The following is a 22,983-nucleotide window of genomic DNA, read 5'->3' as shown; positions in this document are numbered from 1 at the left end:
CCTTAACGCGCACCCCCTAGCACCAGCAGCGTCACCAGGGATCCCGTATTCCAGAGGCTGTGCAGCAGGATGGGAGCCAGCAGGTTGCGGCTGTGGCTGTACACCACCCCCAGCACCACCCCCAGCATGGTCAGAGGCAGCAGATCAGAGAGGTTGAGGTGGGCAAGGGCAAAGGTAAAGGCGCCGAGCACAATGGCGGCCCCCATAGGCAGGTAGCGGCTTAGAGTAGGCAGCCAAAAGCCCCGGAACAGCACCTCCTCAAAAACAGGGGCACAGACAGACACCACGGCCAAAAACACCAACCGCGCCCCCCAACCATGGCTATCCAGCAGCAGGGGCAAAATGGGATTCCCACCCCCTGCCTGCGGCAGCAGCAATTGCGAGAGTGCCGCTGCCAGCACCACCAAAGGCAAGGCCACCCAGTAGCCACACAGGCCCCACAGCAGCCAAGGGTCCCACAACCGCACCTGCAGCACCCTCTGCCAGCCGGGGTAGGTGTGCAAGAGACGGTACAATAACCCTGCCCCCAGCACAGCGCCGGAATTGTAGGTGAGAAACAGGGCTACCGCCTGCTGCCAAGGGCTGAGCTGCCGTGCCCCCAGGCCGAGGATGATGATGTAAAGTCGAGGCACCAAAGCGTTGAGGGCAATAAACCCCAAAAACCAGCCGGTCAACACCGCTTGCGCCCCGATCCCCGGCCAAGGCACTTCCCAAGCAGGGCCCAGGAGCGGACGTTTGCGCCAAAGGCTCCAGCCCAGCCAGCCCAACAAGAGCATCAACCCCAGCAGCGCCCCCAGCACGGGAATCCCACCCACCACCGCCAGTCGAAACAGAGCCGCCAAGGCCAATTTTTCCTGCTGTTGGTTGAGGGCATTTAGGCTATCGCTGCGCTGCTGCAGTCGGTAAAGCTGTTGCAGGGCCACCGCCTCAAACCAGCCATCCAGATGATTGCGGATCTGCACTTCCGCTTCTGGCCAGATGCGCCGCGGTGTTCCCCACAGTCCCTGTAGAACCTGGGCTGCTCTCTTTTGACTCGATTCCAGCTCCACGGGACGTTCCAGGTCGATGATCTGCTGCCATTGCTGCTGAGCGGCCTCCAGATCTTCTTGGTAGGCATAGAGCAAGCCAAGGCGCAGCCACAGTGCATCCAGCTCCGTCTGCAAATCTTGCATGGAGGCCAGAAGGGCAGGATCCACCTCTGGAGATTGGGCCAGTTCTGGGCTGGCCGCCTCAGATTCGCCAGCAGGAGTTAAACGGGCCAGCCGTTTTAAACGTTTCAGGCGTTCGGTGTAGTTATCGGCAGTCTGCTGATAGCGATTTTGGGCCACCTTGAACACATCCTGGCCCAAAAGTGCCCGTGCCAGATCCTGATAGCGGGGATCATCGAGGGTGCGGGAAGCCTGCAGGGCGAGATCGGTTTGCAACAAATCCAACTGCGTTTGGGGCGGCGGCTGAAACCAACTGCTGGAAAGAGAAAGCCCGACAATCAAAATGGCCAGTAGGCTCAGCAGGTTGAGGATCCCACGGCGAACAGAAAACCAAGCAGAGGAGGGGTCGGCAAAGGCCGTGGCTTCAGGGTGAGACATTGCGGCAACGGATCCAACTCAAGCGGGTTATATCCTATCTTCTGTATTGTCTTGGCGGAATGGAGTTGTTATTACTGCATTACGGATTTGTCCTGTTGTCACCGTCGCTCCAGCCAATAGCGATAGATGGGCAGATCCAATTGCAGACACTGCCACTCCCGCTCCGTGGGGATGCCGAGGGGATTGGAGTCCAAAGGCCCCTGGTGCGGATCCCAAAACTGCGGATGCTCTAAAAATCGAGCTGCCATTTCTTCGGCCACCTCTTGGATATCCGATTGCAGGAAGACAGGGCTGCCCGGTCGCAGCAGCAGAGCCAGATCTGCCACCAGTTGGGGTTGGACAATCCGCCGTTTGTGATGGCGCTTTTTGAACCAGGGATCCGGAAATAGGATGGTCACCCGGCTGAGATCCCCCGGCGCAAACAGATGCCGCAAAGAGACATTGATGTTGGCAAACAGAAAATGGACGTTATCCAGCCCCAGCTCGTCCCGCCAGGCATTGGCCCGTTCCACCAGCGCCTGCCGAATCTCTACCCCCAGGAAGTTCCAGTCGGGCTGCTCCTGAGCAATGCGCAGCAGAAATCGTCCGCTCCCTGTGCCGATATCCAGATGAAAGGGCTGCCCCAGCCGCCGGTATACCCGTTCCCAATGGGGTGGGGGGGCGGGCTGCTGATACTGTGCCTGCAGGGGATTGACGTGCTGCCGTACCCGGTGACCGAGGCCCCTCTGTAAGGGGATCCCGGCCCAAGGCGGAGAAGGGGGGCGCTTCTCCAGTTGGCCCTCAGGCGATTGCTGCCCCTGTTGCACCTCTGCTTCCATAGACCACCTCCTGCCGCCAGCTGCGGCCCTCGCCCACTGACCAAGGGATCCCCCAGCTTGGAGGGGAGCGACAAAAGTCCAGGAGATCTAGGCTACCACCGGATGCTGTCGATGACTTGCCGCAAGATCTGGGCCGAGCGGTGCAGCTGCTTGCGCTCGCTCTCGGTGAGGGACATGGCCAGCGTGCGTTCCACCCCCTGCCGCCCGACCACTCTGGGCAAGCTGAGACAGACCTCTGGCAGATCGTACTCCCCTTGGGTGAGGCTGCTCACGGTTAAAACGCGGTGTTGATCCCGCAGCAGGGCTTGGACAATTTGCGTCACCCCTAACCCGATGGCGTAGCTGGTGGCCCCTTTGCGACGGATGATCTCGTAGGCAGCGTTGCGCACCTGCTCGAAGATATCCCCCAAATAGGCGGGATCCCAGTCCGGCGAGAGTTCCCCAATCGGGGTGCCGGCGATGTTCACCTTGCTCCAAACGGCCACCTCGCTATCTCCATGTTCGCCGATGATGTAGGCGTGCAGGCTACGCGGATCCACCCCCAGGCGCTCCGCCAAAAGATAGCGAAAGCGGGCTGTGTCCAAAACCGTCCCCGACCCAATTACCTGCCCTGCCGGCAACCCCGACAACTTCAGGGAAACGTAAGTCATGATGTCAACGGGATTGCTCACCACCAAAAGGAGTGTGTCAGGGCAATGCGCCATCAAGGCCGGGATCAAGCCTTTGAAGATCTCGACGTTGCGCTGCACCAAATCCAAACGGGTTTCTCCAGGCCGCTGCTTGGCTCCTGCCGTTAAAATCACTACATCTGACCCGGCGCAATCCGCCAGTTCCCCTGCCCGTATCCGCGTCGGCTCCACAAAGGGGATCCCGTGCACCAGATCCATCACTTCCCCTTCCAGCTTGTTGCGGTCGATGTCGTGAAGGACCAGCTCATCCAGAGTGTTCTGGATTACCATCGAGTAGGCACAGGCCATGCCTACCTGGCCGGCGCCGATGATGGATCCCTTCAAAAGGCGGCGAGAAGTCAGCCCCTCGACCTGCTGCTGGGAGCGCTGCTTGGGTTGGTGCTTAGAAACAGTCATGGCTGCAGCCGCTACTCTTCGTTCTCCAGCTTAAGCCTGCCTAGAGGAAGAAAAAAACAGGCTACCGCTCTCCAGAAGAACTGGAAAGGCGAGAAGAGGCAGGATCGGTTGCCGCAGCGGACTGGATCCATCTGAAACAATAACAATAAATAGCCCTCTAACCTTCAACAGTCCTCAACCCGGCTGCTGGGTTAGCCGCTGCCAAAGCTGCGGAGGAATGCGCTCGTGAGGACACTTTAGGGACTGAATCTGAGCTAAATCTTCCGGCATGTAGTGCAAGGCTACCCGCGCTGCCGGATCCAAAAGGCTGCGCCGTCGTCGGTTACATTGCTCCGCTTCTCCCAGAAACACGTCCAGCCAGCCATCTCGCTCTTGGTAGCGAATCCTCAAAGCAGAGAGAGAAGGCAGAGCAGAGGAAACTTCTTTGCGGTAGAGCCGAAAGCCCTGCTCCAGACTCCAGCCCAACCACCACTGAGGCGCCAATTGCCCCAACTGCCTACACCACACCCCCGCCTGAACCTGTTGCCATGCCATGCTTGCCACTCCGCAGCTTGTTCTCCTGAGAAGACTTAACTGCAAATCTTTAGCAATTGCTACTTGGGTAAGCACTCTACCAGACTCCTCAAGCTTAATGCAAGTCTTTATCAAAGAGGATCCCTACTTTACCGGCACGCTATTGAAAGCTAATCTCAATAGAGCTATGCTGTTACTCGGTTGAGTGGTGGAGTTGTATCCATCAGTCTTCCTCTCTTGCCTTGGATGCATCGGGGATCCCACGCCCGCGGAATTAGCCATCCTGGGTCTGGCAGGGATCCCTTTTCCAGGGCTAGCTGAGGTTCTTTCTAATGAGAGCAGTTCTAACTAATAGGAGCCTGGTTCCTTCCCAAGCGTGTCGATGTACGGGTAGAACAAGTTCGGGAGCCAGAAGCGGTTTAACCTTGAAAACGGCGACGCATAGCCCTTCACGTCGGCAGGACAGGCTTTTTAATAATTCTTTTAATTAACCTCAAGAGTTGCTTCAAAGAATATCCCCTCCGGAGCACCCGAAAGCCCGTGCCAGCCCGGGGATCTTTTGTATCGAGAGACACACAAACTCCCCCAACAATTCCATAGGATGACCGTAGAATGGCAGAGACAGCGTGAATTCATAGCTGTTTTTTTCGGCTTGCCCTCCCCGTTGCCCGAGCGTCTACTGGGTGTTCCTAGCCTATGGTTGAAAGGGGGACTGCTGGGCCAGACCAGGCTGGCAGCGTTTACGATGCGCTGACGCGGGCCGATCTGTGGAATCCCCAGGTCATGTACCGTGGGCGCCCGGTACAGGCTCGGGGACGGGCTGTGCTGCGCACCATGTTCGAGAGCGTCAGCGATGGGTTGTTTGTCCTTGAGTGTCTGCCCCCGGAGCCAGAAAGAGGCTCACCTCAACCGCGCTGTCGGTTTTTGGTGGGTAACCCGGCCTTTCGCAGGATGTTTTTTCTCTCCTCTCGACCTATCGAGGGAGAAGAGCTCCAGAGTTGTCTACCGCCTTCTCTGGCTGCGCAGATTCAACTGCACACCGAACACTGCCTCAGCCATGGCCGGCAAGTGAGCTTTGAGCTGAGCCTAACGGCCTCTGCCGCTCCCGACCCAGAGTCGACCCATGTTCTAATCGTTACCCTTTCTCCAGTAGTTGAGGAGAACAAGCCAATCAGCCGAATTGTCGGCTCCTGTCAGGACATCACAGCACGCAAGCAAGTGGAGTGGCAGCTACAGCGCAGCCAAAAGCAACTGTTGGAGCACAACCGGGCTCTGATGGAGCTCACCCGGCACAAAGCCCTCAGCCAAGGAGACTTACAAGCTGCTCTGCAACAGATTTGTACTACAGCCGCCCATACCCTGGGGGTGGCACGGGTGGGGGTCTGGCTCTACACGTCGGAGCGCTCCAGCATTCGCTGCATCAATCAATTCGAGATCACCCCAGACAACCCCGAGGGATCCCATACTCAAGGGGCGGAGATCTGGGCCAAAGACTATCCCCGTTATTTTCAAGCCCTGGAGCAAGAGCGCACCATTGCTGCCGACCAAGTGGTGGCGGATCCCCGCACCGCCGAGTTCGGCAATTCCTACCTGACAGCAATGGGAGTGATCTCGATGCTGGATGCCCCCATTCGACTGGAAGGACGGATGGTGGGTGTTCTCTGCCACGAGCACATTGGATCCCCTCGCCACTGGACCTTGGAAGAGCAAAACTTCGCCGGATCCCTGGCGGATTTGGTGTCTCTGGCCCTCGAGATCTCGGAGCGCCGGCAAGTGGAAGAGGAGCTGCGCCAGGCTGAGGAGCGCTATCGCAATTTTTTCGAGAATGCGGTAGAGGGCATTTTTTTCACCGATGCGGCAGGTCGGTATCTCTCCGCCAACCCGATGCTGGCCCAGATCTGCGGCTACAGCTCCCCCGAAGAATTGATGCGCGAAGCGAAAGAGGCGGGCAAGCGGCAGCTCTATGTGGATCCCAGCCAGTGGGAGGAATTTGTGCGGCTATTGCAGGAGCAGGGATCCGTACGCGGCTTTGAGTACCGGCTGCGGCGGCGGGATGGCTCGATCATCTGGGTCCGAGAAAAGGCCCGTTTGGTTAAAGATAAAGCCGGAAATCTCCTCGGCTATGAAGGCATCTGCGAAGACATCACCGCCCAAAAGCAGAGCTTAGCCTACATGGAGTTTCGCGCTCATCATGATGCCCTGACAGGTTTGGTGAACCGCGAATCCTTTCGGGAGCGGCTGCAGCAGACCCTGCAGCAATACTACAGTGAATGCCTGGCCCTCTTCTTTGTGGATTTGGATCACTTCAAAGACATTAACGATACCTTCGGCCACAGTGTCGGCGATGCCCTGTTGCAGGGGGTAGCCGAACGGCTAACCAAGTGCGTTCGACCTGGAGATATCGTCGCCCGCTGGGGAGGGGATGAGTTTACCCTGCTGCTGCCCCGAATTGGCAGCTCCACAGTGGCAGCGCGTCTGGCTCAGCGGATTGTCGATGTCTTCCAAACTCCCTTCTCCTGCGAGGGCCATTCCCTTTCCGTGACCTGCAGCATCGGCGTCGCCCTCTACCCCCAAGACGGCGTAGAAGTGTCCACCCTTTTGCACCATGCCGACTTGGCCCTCTACCAGGTCAAGGAAAATGGCCGCAGCGGCTTTCGACTCTATCGGCCAGTTTCAGGGATCCCGGCAGCAGTCCGCAACACTATCCTGTAAGCTGGTTGGGTCAGAGGCCCTTCTGGTTTGTGATTTGTGCATCCGGGTCGTAGCTATCGCCGTCTCATTCCCTTCATTCGGCCCCATCTGTGGATGTTGTTGCTGGGGCTAACCTGTACCCTTGGCTTTGTGCTAACCATGCCCGCCCTCGCCTACTTGATCGAGTGGGTGGCCCGCTCCATTGGTGCCGGGGATCTGGGGCAATTGCGGATGCTGGCCTTGATTGGGGTGGTGTTTTTCTTGGTGCGCGGCGCTTTTCAGTATGGCCAAGACACCCTGATGGCGAGGGCCTCCTTGCAAATGGTTTTGGAATTGCGCCAACAGATTTATGCCCACCTGCAGGCACTGGATGTGGACTATTTTTCCGGCAGCCGCACCGGCGATCTGGTCTATCGCCTCACGGGGGATCTGGATCGGGTGGGAGAGGTGGTGCAACGATTTTTCCATCGCTTCATCCCCAGCGTGCTCACCATCTTGGCGGTGGTGGCCTACCTGTTCTATCTCAACGGCATTCTCACCTTGACCACCTTGCTGATAGCCCCCCTGATGGGAGCCTTGATCAGTTGGTTTGGGGATCGCCTTTTGTTTCGCTCCCGCCTCAACCAAGAGAAGATGTCGGATTTGGCCGCCCTCTTGACAGAGGTGTTTGCCGGGATCAGCCTCACTCGCGCCTTTGCGGCTGAGGACTACGAAATTCGCCGCTTCAGTGCCATTGCCGAAAGCAACCGCCTGGCCCGGTTTCAGACCGAACAGGTGAAAGCCATTCAAGACCCGGTGGTGGGTTTTCTGTACGCCATGAGCGTGTTGGGGGTGTTTTGGGTGGGCGGCTGGCAAATTAGCCAGGGCAACCTGACCGGCAGCCAGTTTCTCGGCTTTATCGCCGGTGTTGCGATGTTGATCGACCCTATTGTTCACATCACCAACAACTACAGCGAGCTGAAACAGGGTGAGGCTTCGGTGGAGCGGATTTTCGAGCTGCTAAACACCCGCTCCCAAATCCGGGAGCTGCCCGGGGCCCGCCCCATGCCTCCCATTCAGGGTTGGGTGGAGTTCGACCAAGTTTCCTTTGCCTACAAACCGGATCAGCCGGTGCTCAAACAGATCAGCTTTCAGGTGTCTCCCGGCGAGATTGTGGCCCTGGTGGGATCCTCCGGCGCCGGCAAATCCACCCTGGTGAGCCTGATTCCCCGCTTTTACGATCCCCAGCAGGGCTGCATCCGCATCGACGGCATCGACATCCGCACCGTCACCCTCAAGAGCCTGCGCCGGCAGATCGGCATTGTGCCGCAGGAGATCACCCTGTTTTCGGGAACCATTGCCAGCAACATCGCCTACGGACAAGAGCATTTTGACCTGGAAGCGGTGCGCCAGGCGGCCCAGGTGGCCAACATCGACACCTTTATCGAGAGCTTGCCCGATGGCTACGCCACCCGCGTGGGAGAACGGGGGGTCACCCTCTCCGGTGGACAACGGCAACGGCTGGCCATTGCCCGCGCCGTGTTGCTCAACCCCAAGATCTTGATCCTGGACGAGGCTACCTCTGCTTTGGACAACGAGTCGGAAGCGTTGGTGCAGGAAGCGCTGCAACGGCTGATGCAACGCTGCACCGTTTTTGTGATTGCCCACCGCCTCTCGACGGTACGCACCGCCCACCGCATTTTCGTCTTGGAGCAGGGGCAATTGCTGGAGCAGGGAAATCACCGAGAATTGCTGGGCAAAGGGGGTCGCTACGCCCAGTTTCACCTGCGCCAGTTTCATTGAACCCTTGGCCTCTGGATCTCCTGGATCTCCCATGCCTGCCAGAAGGGCCGGTAAAACTCCGGATCCGCAGGCGCTCCCCCCGGGATCCCGCAGATGGCCGCCGCAAATTGCACGGCCCGTTGCACCAGAATCGCCTCCGGCCATCCCCGCAACAGCCCCAGGATGGCCACGGCGCTAAATGCATCTCCCGCCCCCACTGTATCCACCAGCTGAGGCGCGGGCACTGGGTCGGCCCGATGGATCTGAGTAGGGGTGATCAGCAGCGCGCCTGCCGCTCCCAAGGTCAGAAATAGACCTTTCAGGTTCAGATGAGCCTGGAGGATCTGTCCTTGCTCCAGCAGGTCTCCAGGAGGGATCCCTTCCAGTTGGGCCACTTGCTCCAGCTCTGCCTGGTTCAGCTTCAGCCAAGTGCAGGTGCGCAGCATCTCCCGGATGGCGTCTGGATGCCACCAGGGATCCCGCAGGTTGAGATCCAGAAACACGGGACAGCCCAAAGCGGGGATCCCCTCTTGAAAATGGCGATGGGCTGCCTCCCGGCGGGCTGCCAAGCTGCCCCGGTAGAGCAGGCTGGGCTGGAGAGCTTGCAGAGCCCCGATATCCAACTGGATGTAGTCGTAGGCTTGGTCGGGCAAGATGGCGAAGGTGGGGATCCCTTGCTCATCCAGGGTTACTTGAACCTTGCCGGTGGGGTGAACAGAATCCTGCTGCAGACCCTCCAGGCGCAGCCCCTGCCGTCGCAAGGCCCCCAGCAGCTCTCTGGCGGCCTCGTCTTGGCCAACACGACTGAGCAAGAGGGGATCGGATCCCAGCCCCTTGAGGTTCCAAGCCACATTCAAAGCCGCCCCACCCAGCACAACCTCGGTGGGGAAGCAGTCGAAAAGCACCTCCCCCAAGATGAGCGGCAAACCCAGGGGCACATGAGAGGGATCCATCTTGAGCACTCAGCTAGAAATCGCAGGAGCCCCGTGCTGTACCGGTAGGATCAGTGTCGAGAGGAAAGTCCGCCTCCATGGTTATAATTGTACTGCGGACACCAGAAACGGTTGTTTAAGGCACTGGTAACGGTCGATTGGGGGTGCTGTAAACCACCCCAGAGGCTCGTGGTTGGCTTGCCAACTGCAGGGCTACTAAAAGCCCGCTCTGTACTGCTTTAGCGGTCGGAGTCGGGTAGTTTACGAAGCAGCCGTTGACGTCCGCGGTGCGGAGCCCAATCCCTGGAGCTCCAGGATCTGCTGATAGGTGTTGCTGCGGAACCAACGCTCGATTTCTCTGGCCCGTAGCACCGGCAGCGGATGGGTGCGCCCCACCGTTTGCATCTGCTTCAGCTCCATCTGCCACAGATCCCCGTCCAGCTCGTCGTAAGTACGGGCCTGCTCCAAAAAGGCGTCCACGTTCAGCTTGGAGGCCAACTGCGGGGATCCCCCACACAATTTCATCAACACCGAGATCACCGTCTTGGCATCTTGGGCTACCAACAGCGCCGCCCGGTCACAGGTAAACTCGGCACACCGCAGCCAGTGCATCAGTTGATCCTGCAACGCCTGATAAAACAACCCCCCGAAGGGGAGCAAGCTGGTGGAGAGCATGAGAATGTTGGCCATCGTCAAGTAGACCCCGTGATTGCACTTCAAGTGGCCCAACTCATGAGCGATCACGGCCTGAATTTCCGGCGGCTCCAACAGATCCAGCAGAGAGCTGTGCAAGACAATGAAGGGCTTTTTCCCCTGCATGGCAAAGGTGTAAGCATTGGGCGTGGGGTTCTGCCGCACGTAGAGCTGGGGCACCTCCAGATCCAAGATGCGACAGGCCTGCACCAAAAGCTGATGAATTTCCGGCAACTGATGCTCGTTAATTTGGATACTGGAAGCAATGTTGTCCAGATAAAATATCTGTCCTGCCGTTGAGCCAAGCCAATTTTGAATCAGCAGGCCCAGCCCCGGCACTTGCTGCAGAGAGCGGGTGGCTTGCAGATCCACGGGATGACGAAATTGGTCGGCCCGCAGGCCCAACAGAATGCGAGGTTCTCGTTGAATGGACGACATAGACAATAGACAACAGAGGGAGAAAGGACTTCGGTTACAACTCGTAGGGCACAAACTGGCGGTGGCGATTCAACAAAAATAGCCGCTCCGGCGGCGGATCCGACAGGGTCGGCTTGTCAGTAAAATCAAACGGGTTTTCTCCAGAGGGGATCTCCCAATAGACCACATGATCTTGAATGCGAGTGCCATCGGTAACAAAGCGCCCAGTATCGGCGGCAGCACGCTCAGCGCGGCGATAGAGTCGCCCTTGCCAGGTCAAGTGCGGGGGCAGCCCCAATCCCAAAAACAGTTGCTGCCGACTGGATTCCTGGTTGAACACCGTTTGCAGGCGATCCGCCCAGATCCTTGCCAGATCTGCCGGTTGGGGAGCAGCATGAGCCTCTGCATCGGCTGGAGTTACCTCCAACAGCAGTTGCTGGTTCAAAAGAATCCGAGCGGCTTGAGCTGGGGGATCCCCGCTGCCGGTCGTCGAGGGATTGGGACTGGGGATATCCAGACTGACCTGCACCTGAGGGCTGCTGGCCTGTAGCAAAATCTCTTCCAACCGTTGCTTCAGCAGACGGAGGCGAGCGGGGGCATCGGGGGTGCGCAGGGTCAAAACCAGCTCACTCCCCACCCGAAACTCGCTTTCTGCCCAGGTTGCCTCACTCCGCCAACTCCCCATCAGCCCACCCACGAGCAGGATCCCTGCCCACCTCGCCATCCTTGCCGGCCCCCTTACCGGGGGTGAAGCGCTCCTCTGTGGCCTTGACAAGTTCACTAACCTCGCCTCTCCCCTGCAGGACTCCTTGATCTTAGCCGCTACCCTAGATACATCTGTTCTCTTGACCCTATGCCGTTGACAAGCTCGGCTTCTTTGTCATTGTTCTAAGGTCATCATGCGGATCCCGACTTCCACCTATCGCATTCAGTTTCATGCTGGGTTTGACTTCGACGCAGCACGACAGATTGTTCCCTACCTGAAGTTGCTGGGCATCAGTGACTTGTATGCCTCTCCCATCTTCCAAGCCCGCAAAGGCAGCACCCACGGCTACGACGTGGTGGATCCCAGGCAGATTAACCAGGAACTGGGGGGAAGCGAAAAGTTTGAGCTCTTGTGGGAAGCCCTCAATCAGCAGGGAATAGGCTGGATCCAGGACATTGTGCCCAATCACATGGCCTACGATGGCCAGAACCAGATGCTCATGGATGTTCTGGAGAGTGGCCCCAACTCAGATTTTGTTGACTACTTTGATGTGAATTGGAATCACTCTTACCTGGGGATCAAAGGCAGAATCTTAGCCCCTTTCTTGGGAGATTTCTACGACAAATGTTTGGAGTCGGGTCAAATCCAGCTTCGTTATGATGCCGATGGCCTAAGTATTAACTACTACAACTTGAGGTTCCCCCTCAATATTGACACCTATGCGGATGTTTTTACCTACAACCTGAGCAAACTGCGGCGAAAATTGGGACGCAGCCATCCCGACTACGTCAAGTTACTCGGGATCCTCTTCAGCCTGAAATTCATTCCCAGCAAGGAAGATCTCCTAGAGCGCACCGATCAAATTAGCTTTGCCAAGCATTCGTTGTGGGAACTCTACACTTCTAGCCAACCTATCCAGAGCTTTTTTGACGAGAACATTGCCATTTTTAACGGCAAGCCAGGGGATCCGTCAAGCTTTGACCTGCTGGATAGTCTTCTGGCGCGGCAACATTTCCGCCTTTCCTTCTGGAAGGTGGGTGCTGAGGAGATCAATTATCGTCGTTTCTTTACCATTAACGAGCTGATCTCGCTGCGGGTAGAAGATCGCGAAGTGTTTCGCAAAACCCATCAGCTTATCTTTAAGCTTGCAGAACAGGGACGATTTAATGGTTTGCGCATCGATCATATCGATGGGTTGTTCAATCCCGAAGAGTATCTCCATCGCCTGCGGGAACGCTGCCCAAATCTTTACATCGTGGTGGAGAAAATACTAGAGGCCAATGAAAGTCTGCCCCAAAGCTGGCCGGTTCAGGGCACAACGGGTTACGATTTTTTGGCTAAGCTCAACGGCATCTTTTGTCAAGAAGAAAATGCGGAGGCTTTTGACTCTCTCTATCAAAATTTCACAAATCTACGGCATTCCCCAGAGCAGGTTATCGAAGATAAAAAACGCCTGATCATCGAGCGCAACCTGTCAGGAGATATGGATAACCTTGCTTTTTTGCTCAAACAGATCACCAGCCACCATCGCTATGCCAATGACTTTACCCTCTACAGTTTACGTCGAGCTTTGGTAGAAGTTTTGGTGTGCTTTCCGGTCTACCGCGTCTATATCCACGAAGGGATCCTCAGTCCAGAAGGTCAACAGGTGGTTCGTCAAGCTGTGGAGAAGGCCAAGGAGAACCTGCCCGTTTTGGTGAATGAGCTGAATTTTATTCAGCGCTTTCTCTGCCTGGAGTCTCTGGAAAATTTATCAGACCAGGAGAAAAATGAGCAGATCCATTTTGCCATGCGCTTGCAGCAGTTGGCCGGCCCTCTCATGGCCAAAGGGGTAGAAGATACTGCTTTTTATGTGTACAACCGCCTTTTATCTCTCAATGAAGTCGGCGGGGATCCCTGTCGCTTTGGCCTTTCGGTGCAAGAGTTTCACCGCTTTAATCAAGAGCGGTCAGCTCGGTGGCCTCTGTCCATGAATGCTTCTGCCACCCACGACACCAAGCGTGGCGAAGATGTGCGGGCCCGGCTGAATGTGCTTTCTGAAATCCCCGCCGAGTGGGAAAAGCACATCAATCTTTGGCATGAGCTGAACCTCGGCTACAAAGTCCGCAGCAAACAAGCTAAGCGCTCGGAACTGCCGGATCGCAATGACGAGTATTTGCTCTACCAGACATTGCTCGGCTCTTATCCCTTCCAACCGGAAGAGGTGCCCCAGTTTGTACAGCGGGTCAAAGATTATGCCATCAAAGCAGTGCGGGAAGCTAAGGTCCACACCGCTTGGCTTCGCCCCGATACCGAGTACGAAGAAGCCACTACCGCTTTTATCGAACGGATCCTTCAAGGTCCTAACCCCTTTTTGGAGTCCTTTTTGCCTTTCCAACGGAAAGTTGCTCACTTTGGCATTTTTAATTCTCTCTCACAGACGCTGATCAAACTGACCAGCCCTGGGATCCCGGATATTTACCAAGGCACGGAACTGTGGGATTTGAGCATGGTGGATCCCGACAATCGTCGGCCTGTGGATTTTTCCCGTCGCCTCGCCTATTTGGAAGAAATTCAGCGGCGGGTTAAACAGGATCCTCTCCAACTCATTGCGGATTTGCTCCTGCACCGCAGCGACGGACGCATTAAGCTGTTTCTGATTTACCACGTGCTCAAGGCCCGCCAGGAACAGCCCCAATTGTTTCTCGAGGGCAGCTACATTCCTCTGCAAATCAGCGGATCCCATGCTGACCATGTTGTGGCTTTTGCCCGTCAGCACAGTAAGCAGGTATTGCTCACGGTAGTGCCGCGTTTTTTAACAAAGTTGATCGACGAAACCCAAGATCCTCTGGGAGAATCCGTTTGGGCAGATACCGAAATTCATCTGCCGCGTTGGAAGCGGCTGGACTGGGTGAATGGGCTAACCCAGGAAAGGATCCCTGCCGGCGAAACCTTGCCGGTGGGCGTTGTCTTGAAATCCTTCCCGGTGGCCCTGCTGTGGGGACAATCCCGCTAGCGGCCTAGGCGGGAGCTAGGGCCTGAAAGTTGACGATGCGGGCAAACTCTTGGGGGTCTAGGCTGGCCCCTCCCACCAACACGCCGTCGATCTCAGGCTGGGCCATCAGCTCATCGATGTTGCCGGCCTTCACCGAGCCGCCATACAAAATGGGCAGTTGGGCATTGCCCAGGTGTTGCCGGATCAAGCCGATGACCCGGTTGGCCTCTTGAGCTGCACAAGTCTGGCCGGTGCCGATGGCCCAAATTGGCTCATAGGCAATCACCAAGTTCTCCAGATCGATCCCTTGCAAGGCGCGATCCAACTGCCCCACAATCCAAGACTCGGTCAAGCCTTGCTCCCGCTGCTGCTGGCTTTCTCCCACACAGAGGATGGGGGTAAGGCCGTGCCGCTGGGCGGCTGCCAGACGCCGATTGACGGTTTCGTCCGTCTCGCCGAAGTACTGCCGCCGTTCGCTGTGGCCGACGATGACATAGCGCACCCCCAATTCCGCCAGCATGGGGCCGGAAATTTCCCCGGTAAAAGCTCCCTGATCCTCCCAATGTAGGTTTTGTGCTCCCACGGCTATGTCGGATCCGCGGCTTTGCTCTGCCACCACCGCCAGGTCTGTAAAGGGCACACACAAGATAATCTGCCGCTGGGATGCTGACCCTGACGGCGATGACCGTAAAGCCAGGCCCAACTCTCGCAGAAACTCGCGAGCCTCAGCCTGAGTCTTGTGCATTTTCCAGTTGCCGGCAATGAGGATGGGGCGCAAGATGAGATCCTCCCTTAAAGACAGCAGAAGGAAGGGATCCCGCAAGCAGAAAGCCCAAGGAATATGTGGAAGAACAGCAGGGATCCCAGCTTTCGTTTTTTTGTATGACACAGTTTACCAGCAAGCGATCCCAGAAATACGGCGACGGGATCCCTTCTCCGAGCGCCGGTTAACCCCTCAACCCACGTGGGGACAGGGGGATCCCCCACAGGCCAAAACTCAACAGGGAAAGCAGCCTCTCAGAGCTCAACGATCTGGGTGTTTTCAAAGGTAGCCAGAATTTCATCCAGATCTTTGTTCTGCAGCGAGTAGGTAGCGGTGGCATCGTTGCCAAACTGAATTTCGTCCCCGTCCTCCAGATCCCGAAATTCCACCCGTTGCCCGCCCACGTAAAGGCCGTTGGTGCTGGGAGTGCCCTGAATGTCTCCGTCAATGATTTGGTAGGTAAACCCATCGGGAGAAGAGGGAGACTCTGTCTTAACCAAAATGGCGTGGTAGCGAGAGGCGTACTGGGAGTCGATGCGAATGCTGTTGCGCGGATCCCGGCCCAACGAATAAAGCTCAGCCGTCAACCAGTAGGCTTTTGGCCCGTGACGATCCTTGACGATGAGCACGTGATTGAGGGCCGGTCGGCGAGGGGGCGTGGTCATGAAAGGCACCCGCTTGCACAACACTGAGGGCAAGATAGCCAAAACATAACATAGGATCCCCCTGGTGGATCCCTGTGTCCACCGGATAAGTCTCTTCAGGTCGGCATCCCAGGCTGGTGCGGGATCCCCCTGAGCAACAAGAAAGGGTCTGAGTAGATTTTTGTAACAATTCCTCTCATAATAGGATCGACGATGCAGATGGATCCCTGACCATGAATGGCTCGCAACCGGATCCCGGTGTTCAACCCCGTTCTCCCAAGACACCGAGGCTCATTGAGTTGCCGGAAGATGAAACCGATGCGCAGCTCAGCGATCCCCTGCGGATGCAGCGCTACGAATGTCGTTCTTGTGGCTATGTTTACGAACCGGCCAAGGGGGATCAGCTCAATCGGATCCCGGCGGGCGTACCGTTTGAGGAATTGCCAGCCGATTGGAAATGTCCGGTGTGCCGAGCCGGTAAGCGCTCGTTCCAAGCAGTGGGCGCCAAGGGCAAGCCTTCCGGTTTTCAAGAGAACTTGCGCTACGGCCTGGGGGTGAACGTGATGACCCCTGCTCAAAAGAACCTGCTGATCTTCTTGGGACTGGCGCTGGGATTTTTATTTTTGATGAGTTTCTATTTCGTCGAGTGAGGGTCAAGATGTTCAAACCCCTGAGGCTGGTGCTGCTGATTGCTGTCTCGGTGCTGCTAATGGCGGCGCGGATGCCCAACATGCGGGTGGTCCCCTGGCAGCAGGTGGAAGTGCCCACCCAGAACATTCTGCTGGACATTGCCTTCACCGGCACCACCCCTTCCCATGGCTGGTTGGTGGGAGACAAGGCGACGCTGCTGGAATCCCGCGATGGGGGTCTGCACTGGCAGGTGCGGGAGCTGCCGGGTCTGGAGCCGGAAGCCTACCTGGCCTCCATTAGCTTTGCTGGGGCAGAAGGCTGGGTGGCCGGGCAGCCGAAGATCCTCCTCCACACCCTAAACGAGGGATCCGACTGGACTTCCATCCGCCTCAACAACCAACTGCCAGGGGAGCCGCTCTTGATCCAGGCTCTGGGCCCTGGCGCCGCCGAAATGGTGACCAATGTGGGGGCCATCTACCGCACCGAAGATGGCGGTCAGACCTGGCATGCCCAAGTGGATGAGCCGATTGGGGCCATCAAAAACATTGCCCGCGGCCCTGAAGGCGAATATCTGGCGGTGTCGTCGCGGGGCAGCTTCTACTTTCTGTACACTCCTGAAAGTCGCACCTGGAAGCCCTACCCGCGGGAAAGCTCCCGCCGCATTCAAAACATGGGCTTTGGCCCCCACGGCAGCGCTTGGAAATTGAACCAAGGGGCGGAGATCGCCTTTACCGATGACTTCACCTCCGGCCAGTGGTCGTCGCCGCTGCGTCCGGGGCGGGCCCTCAGCTTTGGCTACCTCAATGCCGCCTACCAGAACGACCACGACCTGTGGGTGGTGGGGGGTGGCGCTACCCTGATCCACAGCCCTGATGGTGGCAAAACCTGGGAACAGGCCAAGAAACTCAGCAACATCCCCGCCAACTTCTACAGCATTGAGTTTTTCGGCCCCGAGCAAGGGTTTATTCTGGGGCAACGGGGCACCCTCTTGCGCTATGTCAGCTCCAACAACTCCTGAAGGTCTCAGGGATCCCTAACCGGCACACGGGTGGACACACGCGCCAAGGATCCAGCTTCACGCCCTCGGCTGCTGGTTGCTGCCAGCGGCACTGGTGGCCACATTTTTCCGGCCTTGGCCGTTGCCGAGCAGTTGCCTGACTGGCAGATTGAATGGCTGGGGGTGCCGGATCGCATGGAAGGGAAGCTGGTGCGGGAGCGGTATCCCTTGCACCGGGTCGTCATGTCGGGCTGGCAGGGATCCCCTCTCCACAGGCTGCAGGCCTTGGCCCAACTGGCCCGTGCGACCCTACAAGTGCGCCGACTCCTTATGTCGGGACGGTTTGATATTGTCCTGACCACCGGTGGGTACATTGCCGCTCCGGCCATTTTGGCCGCCCGTTCGCTGGGGGTGCCGGTGTTGCTGCACGAGTCCAATTGGATCCCGGGCAAAGTGACCCGTTGGCTGGGGAGATTTTGTCAGGTGGTGGCGCTGGGCATGGCGGAGACGGCAGAGCATTTGCCAGGGGTGGCCGCCCAAGTGGTGGGCACGCCAGTGCGGGCCGAGTTCTACACGCCCCAGCCTTTCCCTGCCGACCTCCCCATTCCCGACGGGGATCCCCTCATTGTGGTCATGGGGGGCAGCCAAGGGGCGCGGGGCCTCAACCGCATGGTGGCCACCTGTGCCCCAGCTTGGTTGGAGGCGGGGGCCTGGATTGTGCATTTGACCGGCGGCAGCGAAGCTCAAGATCCGGAAGCCAGGATCCCCAGCCATCCCCGCTACCGGCCCTTTCCTTTCCGTCGAGATGTAGCTGCCTTGTTGCAGCGGGCCAACTTTGCCATTAGCCGCGCCGGAGCCATGAGCCTGGCGGAGTTGCTGACCACCGCCACCCCGGCCATTTTGATCCCCTATCCCTTTGCTGCAGAAGATCATCAGTATCAGAATGCTCTGGCCTTTGTGGGGCGCGGTGGGGGGGTGGTCATGCGAGAATCCGAAGAGAATCTGGACTTGCTGCGGCAAACGGTGTTGACCTGGTTGGCCCAGCCGCAGGTGGTTGCCCAAATGGCCGCTCGCTTGCAGGCCGCAGCTCCTCCCAATGCCAGCAAGGTTCTTGCCCGCCTGTTGCAGGAGATCCGCCAGAGTTCTGCCCGTTAAGCTGTGGTACAGCCAAGATTGGACAGCCTTTCCCAACGCCCGCCTGTGCTCGCCAAAGCGGCGGAGTCCCCTGCCCTGCTGGCAGAACTCCCGCCCGCTGACAGGATGGAATCGCTGTTGATGCGGCTAGAGCAGTGCTTCGGGATCCCCCAGCGGGCTCCCAATGGCCTTTCCCCTCACCCCGATCTCCTGGACGAGTTGGTGGGCACGATCCTTTCCCAGAACACCACCGATGCCAACAGCAGCCGTGCCTTCCGCGCCCTCAAAGCCGCCTTTCCCTCTTGGGAAGCGGTCTTGGCTGCCGACCCGGCAGATCTGGCCCAGGTGATCCGCTCCGGCGGCTTAGCCCACCTTAAAGCAGCCCGCATTCAGGAGATCTTGGCCGCCATTCAAGAACGACAGGGATCCCTGAGCCTCGACTTTCTGCGCGACCTGGACGACGCCGGCGCCCTCGACTTTCTGCTCTCGTTAAAAGGGGTAGGGCTGAAGACCGCCACCTGTGTGTTGTTGTTCGGGCTGGGTCGGGATCTCTGCCCGGTGGATACCCATGTGCATCGAGTGGCCAACCGTCTGGGCTTGGTGCGGGCCAAACATCCCGACGACACTTTTGCTCAGCTTTCCCCTCAGATCCCCAGAGGCAAAGCCTATTCCCTGCACGTCAACTTTGTCCGGCTGGGCAAGCGCATCTGCAAGGCCCGTATGCCCGAATGTGGCCGCTGCCCGCTGCGTCCCACCTGCCCTTCTGGGCGGCAGCGCTGATCCCGACAGCAGGGCTCTATTCTGCGGGCGCAGTAGAAGCATCGGGGATCCCCTCTTGTCCGTTCCTGCCGGCGTCTCTCTCTGCTGGGGGAACTTCCAACTCCAGGGCTTGCCGCACCGATTGAATCTCTTGGGAGAGCAGCACCCGCTCTCGATCCAACAGGCCGACGATCTGCTCTGGGTCTTCCCGAGAAACCACCGGCAATTGGCGCAAATCGTATTCGTACATCGGCTCGGCTGCCACTGCCACCGCCTCATCGGGGAAGGTGGTGAGAACTGGGGATTGGCTGACCTCCTGTACGGTTAGCTCCGCCAACTCCGCCGCCTCCTTGTGGGCCAAGGCCCGCTCCAGGTCTTCCAGGGTGAGAATGCCCCGCAGCCGCTCCTGTCCGTCCACCACCAACGCGCTATGGCACTTTTGCTGCAGCAAACTCTCCAGAGCTTCTCGCAGCGGTGTGTCTTGCCGAAGCAAAAGAGATGGGGGCACCATCACCTCTTGCACCGTCAGCTCTCTAGGCTCCTGCCCAAGGACTCCGTCAAGCGTTGCGTGGCGATAGCGACGGGCGGAAGGGTAGATGGCCGGCGAATGCAACTGCTCCGTCAGCCAGATGCTCAAACCCACTGCCGCCATCACCGGCAGCGCAATGTGATAGTCCCGCGTCATCTCAAACAGCAGCAAGATGGCCGTTAGCGGAGCCCGCACACTGGCCGCCAACACAGCCGCCATGCCCACCATGGCGTAGGCAGCGGGGGGAGACAAGGCAATCAGGGGCAAAGCTTGGGATAGCACCTGACCGTAGCCTGCCCCCAGCACTGCCCCCATGAACAAAGCCGGGGCAAAGGTTCCCCCCACAAAGCCGCTGCCCAGGCTCAAAGCGCTCAGCAACAGCTTGCCCAATAGGAGCAGGCCCAGATGGCCAAGAGAAAAGGGAACGGCCTGCAGAATCGACTCAATGGTTTCATAGCCCACCCCCAACGCCAATGGGATCCCCAAGCCCGCGCAGCCCAGGATCCCGCCCCCCAAAATGGGCTTGCTCCAAGCTGGCCAGGCCGCCAGGGGGCCACTGTTGAACAGGTGCTTGCCCCACTCCAGGGTGTAGCTGAAGGCCATAGAAACCAGGCTGGCCAAAAAGCCCAAGCCGAGATACAGAGGTACCTCCAGCAAGCTGTGGATCTCGTAGTCCGGCAAGACAAAAGCCGGCTGGGTGATGGTGGGCAAAAGAAAAGCGGGTTGTGCCCCCAACCCCACCTGGGCGATCAAGGCGGAGACCACCGCCGCCAACACCACCACACTGACAGCAGAAGTGGTGAAGGTGCGGGCCAAAGCCAGCTCCAGCGCCAAAAACACCCCGGCAATGGGCGCGTTAAACCCTGCCGCCAGGCCAGCCGCTGCTCCGGCAGCCATCAACAGTTGCACCCGCTCCCGCGAGAGGCGTAGGTTTTGCCCCAGCAGGGATCCCAGCAAAGCGCCACTTTCCACACTGGGGGCCTCAGGGCCAAGGGAAGCTCCCGCGCCCAACGAGATGGCAGCCGCCAAGAGCTTGAGCGGGATCCACCAGGGCTGAAGTGCCAAAGGACGAGCAGGACTCACCAAGCTGGAGAGGCTCAAGTTGGGAAAGGGCACAACTGCCCCCAAAGCGCCGATCAGCAGGCCCCCCAGCACCGGCGCCAGAGCCAGTGTCCAGGATCCCAGCAGCCACAGGCCATAGTGTTCTGCAGCCCTGCCGATGCCATCCACGAGGGTGTCCTGCAGCAGATAGCGCCACCAGCCAATCAAGTAGCGAAATCCAACCACCAACAGCCCCGTGGCCAACCCCACTGCCGCCGCCAGCAGCAGCAGCAGGTTCTCGGAGGAGAGGCGCAGGCGGAGAGCGGGGGCGCTGTTCATGATGGCTCAAGGGCTTTGGGAAGGCAGGGTTAAAATTTCTACACCGGTTTCGGTAACGGCGACTGTATGTTCAAATTGCGCCGAGAGCTTGCCATCTAAAGTTACCGCCGTCCACCCGTCGGAGAGCACCTTCACCTCCCAGGTGCCCTCGTTGATCATCGGCTCGATGGTGAACACCATGCCGGGGCGGAGTTTCTCCCCTTTTCCTCGCTCGCCGTAGTGGGGGATCTGGGGAGCAGTGTGGAATTGCCGTCCCACCCCATGCCCGACAAAATCGCGCACCACGCTGTAGCCCTGGGCCTCGGCATATTCTTGGATGGCAGCGCCAATGTCGCCGACTCTCCCCCCCGGCTTTACAGCAGCAATGCCCCGCCGCAGACATTCTTCGGTCACCTCCACCAGGCGCCGCGCCCGCTCAGAAGGCTGTCCGACAAAGAAGGTTTTGGAGGTATCGCCATGGTAGCCATCCAAAACCGGGGTGACATCGATGTTGATGATGTCGCCTTCTCGCAGGATCTGCTTGGGGCTGGGAATGCCGTGGCAAACCACGTGGTTGACGCTGGTGCAGATGGACTTGGGAAAGCCATGGTAGCCCAAAGGGGCGCTTCTGGCCCCATGCGCCCGCGTCCATCGCTCGGCCTCGTCGTTGAGCTCTTGGGTGGTGACCCCTGGTCGCACCATCGGCTCCAAGTGCTTGAGCAGATCTGCCGCCAGGCGACAAGCCCGCCGCATTTTCTCCAGTTCCCGCGAAGAGAGCAACACAATGGGCTGAGGGGCTTGCGTGAGCTGGTTCATACCCGTCTGCAAAGCGGATCCCAACTGCTCCCCCCATCGCTGGGAGCGACGGCTGAGGTCTGTCAACAACGCTCGCATGTCTTCCATCATGAGACCTTATCTGTGAAAAGCTCTGTGAAAACGGATGGATCTCTGCACCTGCAGACTGTCCAGGATTGGGTTCTCAGTTGGGATTCTGAATCGCCTTGCGCCCATTCACAGACCCCTGCCGGCCATTTTCTGCCGCCGACGAATCCGCTGCACCAACCACAGCCCCAGAAAATAGCTGACAAGGGATCCCCAAAAACCGACAAACGCACAGCCGACAAACAGCGTGCCCGACATCTCCAAGCCCCACTGCATCCAGTTTTGCCAGGTGGCCGCCACCAGCTCTGTGGTGGGAAGGACAGTTCGGGATCCCAGTAGCCATTCTCCCACCTGGTAGTTGAATGCATAGATGGGCACATAGGTGAAGGGGTTACTCACCCAGGTCCCTGCCGCCGCCGCCAGCTTGTTGCCCCGAAACGGAACAGCCAACACCAGAGCGGCCAACGTTTGAAAGCCGAAGATGGGGAAACAGCCGGCAAAAACCCCTACCGCCAAGCCACGGGCAATTTCTTTTGGCGACGATTGCAGCCGCAACAGGCGCAGATAAAGATAGCGCAGCCAACGCTTCCAGGAAGGATCCCGGCGGGCTAGGGTCGGCCCTGGTTGAGATCCAGAGTAGGATCTGGAATAAAGCTTAAGGGATCCCGGCGAAGGCCAGGAGAAAGAGGGCAGCCTCAACCAAAAGAGGGGGCTCATGGTGGCAAGGGGGCAACTGAGAGAAGGTGTTAAGTCCTGTAAATCCAGTGTATCTTTCCTGCCCTTGGCGACAAAGGGCCATTGGCAAATCCGGGCCAGCAGCAACGGGGTGACGCCGGGGGATCGGTTTACGGAGTGGTCACCTGAGCTTGTCCACCAAGGCCAGCACGAAGTTAAGACCCAAGTAGGAAACCAGCACCACCAAGAATAGGAACAGGGCAATGTTCAGCCCGGATCGCAGGGCAGAGGGCAGGGATCCCGATTTCATTTTGGGGTTAGGCCTTTCGGGGGGAGTTGTCATCTGAAGTTCTGGGGAAGACTGTGAATCTAGGATCCCATCTTGGCTGTGCAGGTGTACCCATCGGCTTACTTTCCGAAGATTGAAGGCCTCTT

Annotated in this window: 20 protein-coding genes; 7 read left to right on the top strand and 13 right to left on the bottom strand. The window is 58.3% G+C overall.

Annotated elements, in window-relative coordinates:
- Positions 1-2 precede the first annotated feature (2 nt).
- The 4 genes from CYB_RS10325 to CYB_RS10310 form a co-directional block, all read right to left on the bottom strand.
- On the bottom strand, positions 3-1,586 hold the full coding sequence (locus CYB_RS10325; RefSeq protein ID WP_011433748.1) for a CPBP family intramembrane glutamic endopeptidase: 1,584 nt from the start codon (positions 1,584-1,586) through the stop codon (positions 3-5).
- A 98-nt stretch (positions 1,587-1,684) separates the two neighbouring features.
- A complete protein-coding gene (gene trmB, locus CYB_RS10320; protein ID WP_011433747.1) occupies positions 1,685-2,404 on the bottom strand; it encodes a tRNA (guanosine(46)-N7)-methyltransferase TrmB in 720 nt (239 codons plus the stop codon).
- Between the two features lie 92 nt (positions 2,405-2,496).
- Positions 2,497-3,417 carry an L-lactate dehydrogenase gene (locus CYB_RS10315; RefSeq protein ID WP_011433746.1) on the bottom strand — a complete coding sequence of 307 codons (921 nt, stop codon included), beginning with the start codon at positions 3,415-3,417 and terminating at the stop codon, positions 2,497-2,499.
- A 246-nt stretch (positions 3,418-3,663) separates the two neighbouring features.
- Entirely contained in the window at positions 3,664-4,023 is a 360-nt protein-coding gene (locus CYB_RS10310; protein ID WP_011433745.1) for a hypothetical protein, read from the bottom strand.
- A gap of 675 nt (positions 4,024-4,698) precedes the next feature.
- On the opposite strand from CYB_RS10310, the gene CYB_RS10305 reads away from it, so the two are divergent.
- Both CYB_RS10305 and CYB_RS10300 read left to right on the top strand, forming a co-directional pair.
- Positions 4,699-6,714, top strand: a complete 2,016-nt coding sequence (locus CYB_RS10305; RefSeq protein WP_011433744.1) for a diguanylate cyclase domain-containing protein — start codon at positions 4,699-4,701, stop codon at positions 6,712-6,714.
- A gap of 36 nt (positions 6,715-6,750) precedes the next feature.
- The gene (locus CYB_RS10300) at positions 6,751-8,475 is read left to right on the top strand and encodes an ABC transporter ATP-binding protein (protein WP_011433743.1); all 1,725 of its coding nucleotides are present in this window, start codon (positions 6,751-6,753) and stop codon (positions 8,473-8,475) included.
- Here CYB_RS10300 and CYB_RS10295 read toward each other — a convergent pair.
- The 3 genes from CYB_RS10295 to CYB_RS10285 all read right to left on the bottom strand — a co-directional run bounded on the left by CYB_RS10295 (position 8,469) and on the right by CYB_RS10285 (position 11,220).
- Entirely contained in the window at positions 8,469-9,407 is a 939-nt protein-coding gene (locus CYB_RS10295; protein ID WP_041436664.1) for a carbohydrate kinase family protein, read from the bottom strand. The two genes, CYB_RS10300 and CYB_RS10295, sit on opposite strands and share 7 nt — an antisense overlap.
- A 240-nt stretch (positions 9,408-9,647) precedes the next feature.
- On the bottom strand, positions 9,648-10,517 hold the full coding sequence (locus CYB_RS10290) for a M48 family metallopeptidase (RefSeq protein ID WP_011433741.1): 870 nt from the start codon (positions 10,515-10,517) through the stop codon (positions 9,648-9,650).
- A gap of 34 nt (positions 10,518-10,551) precedes the next feature.
- On the bottom strand, positions 10,552-11,220 hold the full coding sequence (locus tag CYB_RS10285; protein WP_011433740.1) for a hypothetical protein: 669 nt from the start codon (positions 11,218-11,220) through the stop codon (positions 10,552-10,554).
- Positions 11,221-11,395: 175 nt separating this feature from the next.
- Between CYB_RS10285 and treY the strand changes: the two genes are divergently transcribed.
- Positions 11,396-14,197: a malto-oligosyltrehalose synthase gene (gene treY, locus CYB_RS10280; protein ID WP_011433739.1), complete on the top strand. Its 2,802-nt coding sequence runs from the start codon at positions 11,396-11,398 to the stop codon at positions 14,195-14,197.
- 4 nt (positions 14,198-14,201) lie between these two features.
- Here treY and tpiA read toward each other — a convergent pair whose 3' ends face one another.
- Complete coding sequence (gene tpiA / locus CYB_RS10275; protein WP_011433738.1) at positions 14,202-14,954, bottom strand: triose-phosphate isomerase; 753 nt, start codon at positions 14,952-14,954, stop codon at positions 14,202-14,204.
- A gap of 239 nt (positions 14,955-15,193) precedes the next feature.
- Positions 15,194-15,604: an FHA domain-containing protein gene (locus CYB_RS10270; RefSeq protein ID WP_011433736.1), complete on the bottom strand. Its 411-nt coding sequence runs from the start codon at positions 15,602-15,604 to the stop codon at positions 15,194-15,196.
- A 212-nt stretch (positions 15,605-15,816) separates the two neighbouring features.
- On the opposite strand from CYB_RS10270, the gene CYB_RS10265 reads away from it, so the two are divergent.
- The 4 genes from CYB_RS10265 to nth all read left to right on the top strand — a co-directional run bounded on the left by CYB_RS10265 (position 15,817) and on the right by nth (position 19,124).
- The gene (locus tag CYB_RS10265; RefSeq protein WP_255344539.1) at positions 15,817-16,233 is read left to right on the top strand and encodes a rubredoxin; all 417 of its coding nucleotides are present in this window, start codon (positions 15,817-15,819) and stop codon (positions 16,231-16,233) included.
- Positions 16,234-16,241: 8 nt separating this feature from the next.
- On the top strand, positions 16,242-17,231 hold the full coding sequence (locus tag CYB_RS10260; protein ID WP_049749647.1) for a photosynthesis system II assembly factor Ycf48: 990 nt from the start codon (positions 16,242-16,244) through the stop codon (positions 17,229-17,231).
- Positions 17,232-17,261: 30 nt separating this feature from the next.
- Positions 17,262-18,365, top strand: a complete 1,104-nt coding sequence (gene murG / locus CYB_RS10255; RefSeq protein WP_011433733.1) for an undecaprenyldiphospho-muramoylpentapeptide beta-N-acetylglucosaminyltransferase — start codon at positions 17,262-17,264, stop codon at positions 18,363-18,365.
- Between the two features lie 120 nt (positions 18,366-18,485).
- Positions 18,486-19,124, top strand: coding sequence for an endonuclease III domain-containing protein (nth, locus tag CYB_RS10250; RefSeq protein ID WP_011433732.1), 639 nt, complete (start codon positions 18,486-18,488; stop codon positions 19,122-19,124).
- Positions 19,125-19,140: 16 nt separating this feature from the next.
- Here the strand turns inward: nth and CYB_RS10245 are convergent, their stop codons facing one another.
- The 4 genes from CYB_RS10245 to CYB_RS15170 all read right to left on the bottom strand — a co-directional run bounded on the left by CYB_RS10245 (position 19,141) and on the right by CYB_RS15170 (position 22,891).
- Positions 19,141-21,012: a chloride channel protein gene (locus tag CYB_RS10245; protein WP_011433731.1), complete on the bottom strand. Its 1,872-nt coding sequence runs from the start codon at positions 21,010-21,012 to the stop codon at positions 19,141-19,143.
- A gap of 6 nt (positions 21,013-21,018) precedes the next feature.
- Entirely contained in the window at positions 21,019-21,807 is a 789-nt protein-coding gene (map, locus tag CYB_RS10240; protein ID WP_011433730.1) for a type I methionyl aminopeptidase, read from the bottom strand.
- 195 nt (positions 21,808-22,002) lie between these two features.
- A complete protein-coding gene (locus CYB_RS10235) occupies positions 22,003-22,590 on the bottom strand; it encodes a DUF2062 domain-containing protein (protein WP_011433729.1) in 588 nt (195 codons plus the stop codon).
- A 139-nt stretch (positions 22,591-22,729) separates the two neighbouring features.
- Positions 22,730-22,891: a hypothetical protein gene (locus CYB_RS15170; RefSeq protein WP_187147230.1), complete on the bottom strand. Its 162-nt coding sequence runs from the start codon at positions 22,889-22,891 to the stop codon at positions 22,730-22,732.
- Between the last annotated feature and the right edge of the window lie 92 nt (positions 22,892-22,983).

This window comes from Synechococcus sp. JA-2-3B'a(2-13) (genome assembly GCF_000013225.1).
Taxonomy (GTDB): domain Bacteria; phylum Cyanobacteriota; class Cyanobacteriia; order Thermostichales; family Thermostichaceae; genus Thermostichus.
The sequence above is the reverse complement of the archived record's forward strand: the minus strand, read 5'-3'. Positions and strand labels throughout refer to the sequence as shown.

Coding starts and splice junctions, on each gene's coding strand:
- CYB_RS10325 (WP_011433748.1), bottom strand. CDS start 1,586: ATGTCTCACCCTGAAGCCACGGCCTTTGCCGACCCCTCCTCTGCTTGG.
- trmB (WP_011433747.1), bottom strand. CDS start 2,404: ATGGAAGCAGAGGTGCAACAGGGGCAGCAATCGCCTGAGGGCCAACTG.
- CYB_RS10310 (WP_011433745.1), bottom strand. CDS start 4,023: ATGGCATGGCAACAGGTTCAGGCGGGGGTGTGGTGTAGGCAGTTGGGG.
- CYB_RS10305 (WP_011433744.1), top strand. CDS start 4,699: ATGGTTGAAAGGGGGACTGCTGGGCCAGACCAGGCTGGCAGCGTTTAC.
- CYB_RS10295 (WP_041436664.1), bottom strand. CDS start 9,407: ATGGATCCCTCTCATGTGCCCCTGGGTTTGCCGCTCATCTTGGGGGAG.
- CYB_RS10290 (WP_011433741.1), bottom strand. CDS start 10,517: ATGTCGTCCATTCAACGAGAACCTCGCATTCTGTTGGGCCTGCGGGCC.
- CYB_RS10285 (WP_011433740.1), bottom strand. CDS start 11,220: ATGGCGAGGTGGGCAGGGATCCTGCTCGTGGGTGGGCTGATGGGGAGT.
- treY (WP_011433739.1), top strand. CDS start 11,396: ATGCGGATCCCGACTTCCACCTATCGCATTCAGTTTCATGCTGGGTTT.
- CYB_RS10270 (WP_011433736.1), bottom strand. CDS start 15,604: ATGACCACGCCCCCTCGCCGACCGGCCCTCAATCACGTGCTCATCGTC.
- CYB_RS10265 (WP_255344539.1), top strand. CDS start 15,817: ATGAATGGCTCGCAACCGGATCCCGGTGTTCAACCCCGTTCTCCCAAG.
- CYB_RS10260 (WP_049749647.1), top strand. CDS start 16,242: ATGTTCAAACCCCTGAGGCTGGTGCTGCTGATTGCTGTCTCGGTGCTG.
- nth (WP_011433732.1), top strand. CDS start 18,486: ATGCGGCTAGAGCAGTGCTTCGGGATCCCCCAGCGGGCTCCCAATGGC.
- CYB_RS10245 (WP_011433731.1), bottom strand. CDS start 21,012: ATGAACAGCGCCCCCGCTCTCCGCCTGCGCCTCTCCTCCGAGAACCTG.
- map (WP_011433730.1), bottom strand. CDS start 21,807: ATGAACCAGCTCACGCAAGCCCCTCAGCCCATTGTGTTGCTCTCTTCG.
- CYB_RS10235 (WP_011433729.1), bottom strand. CDS start 22,590: ATGAGCCCCCTCTTTTGGTTGAGGCTGCCCTCTTTCTCCTGGCCTTCG.
- CYB_RS15170 (WP_187147230.1), bottom strand. CDS start 22,891: ATGACAACTCCCCCCGAAAGGCCTAACCCCAAAATGAAATCGGGATCC.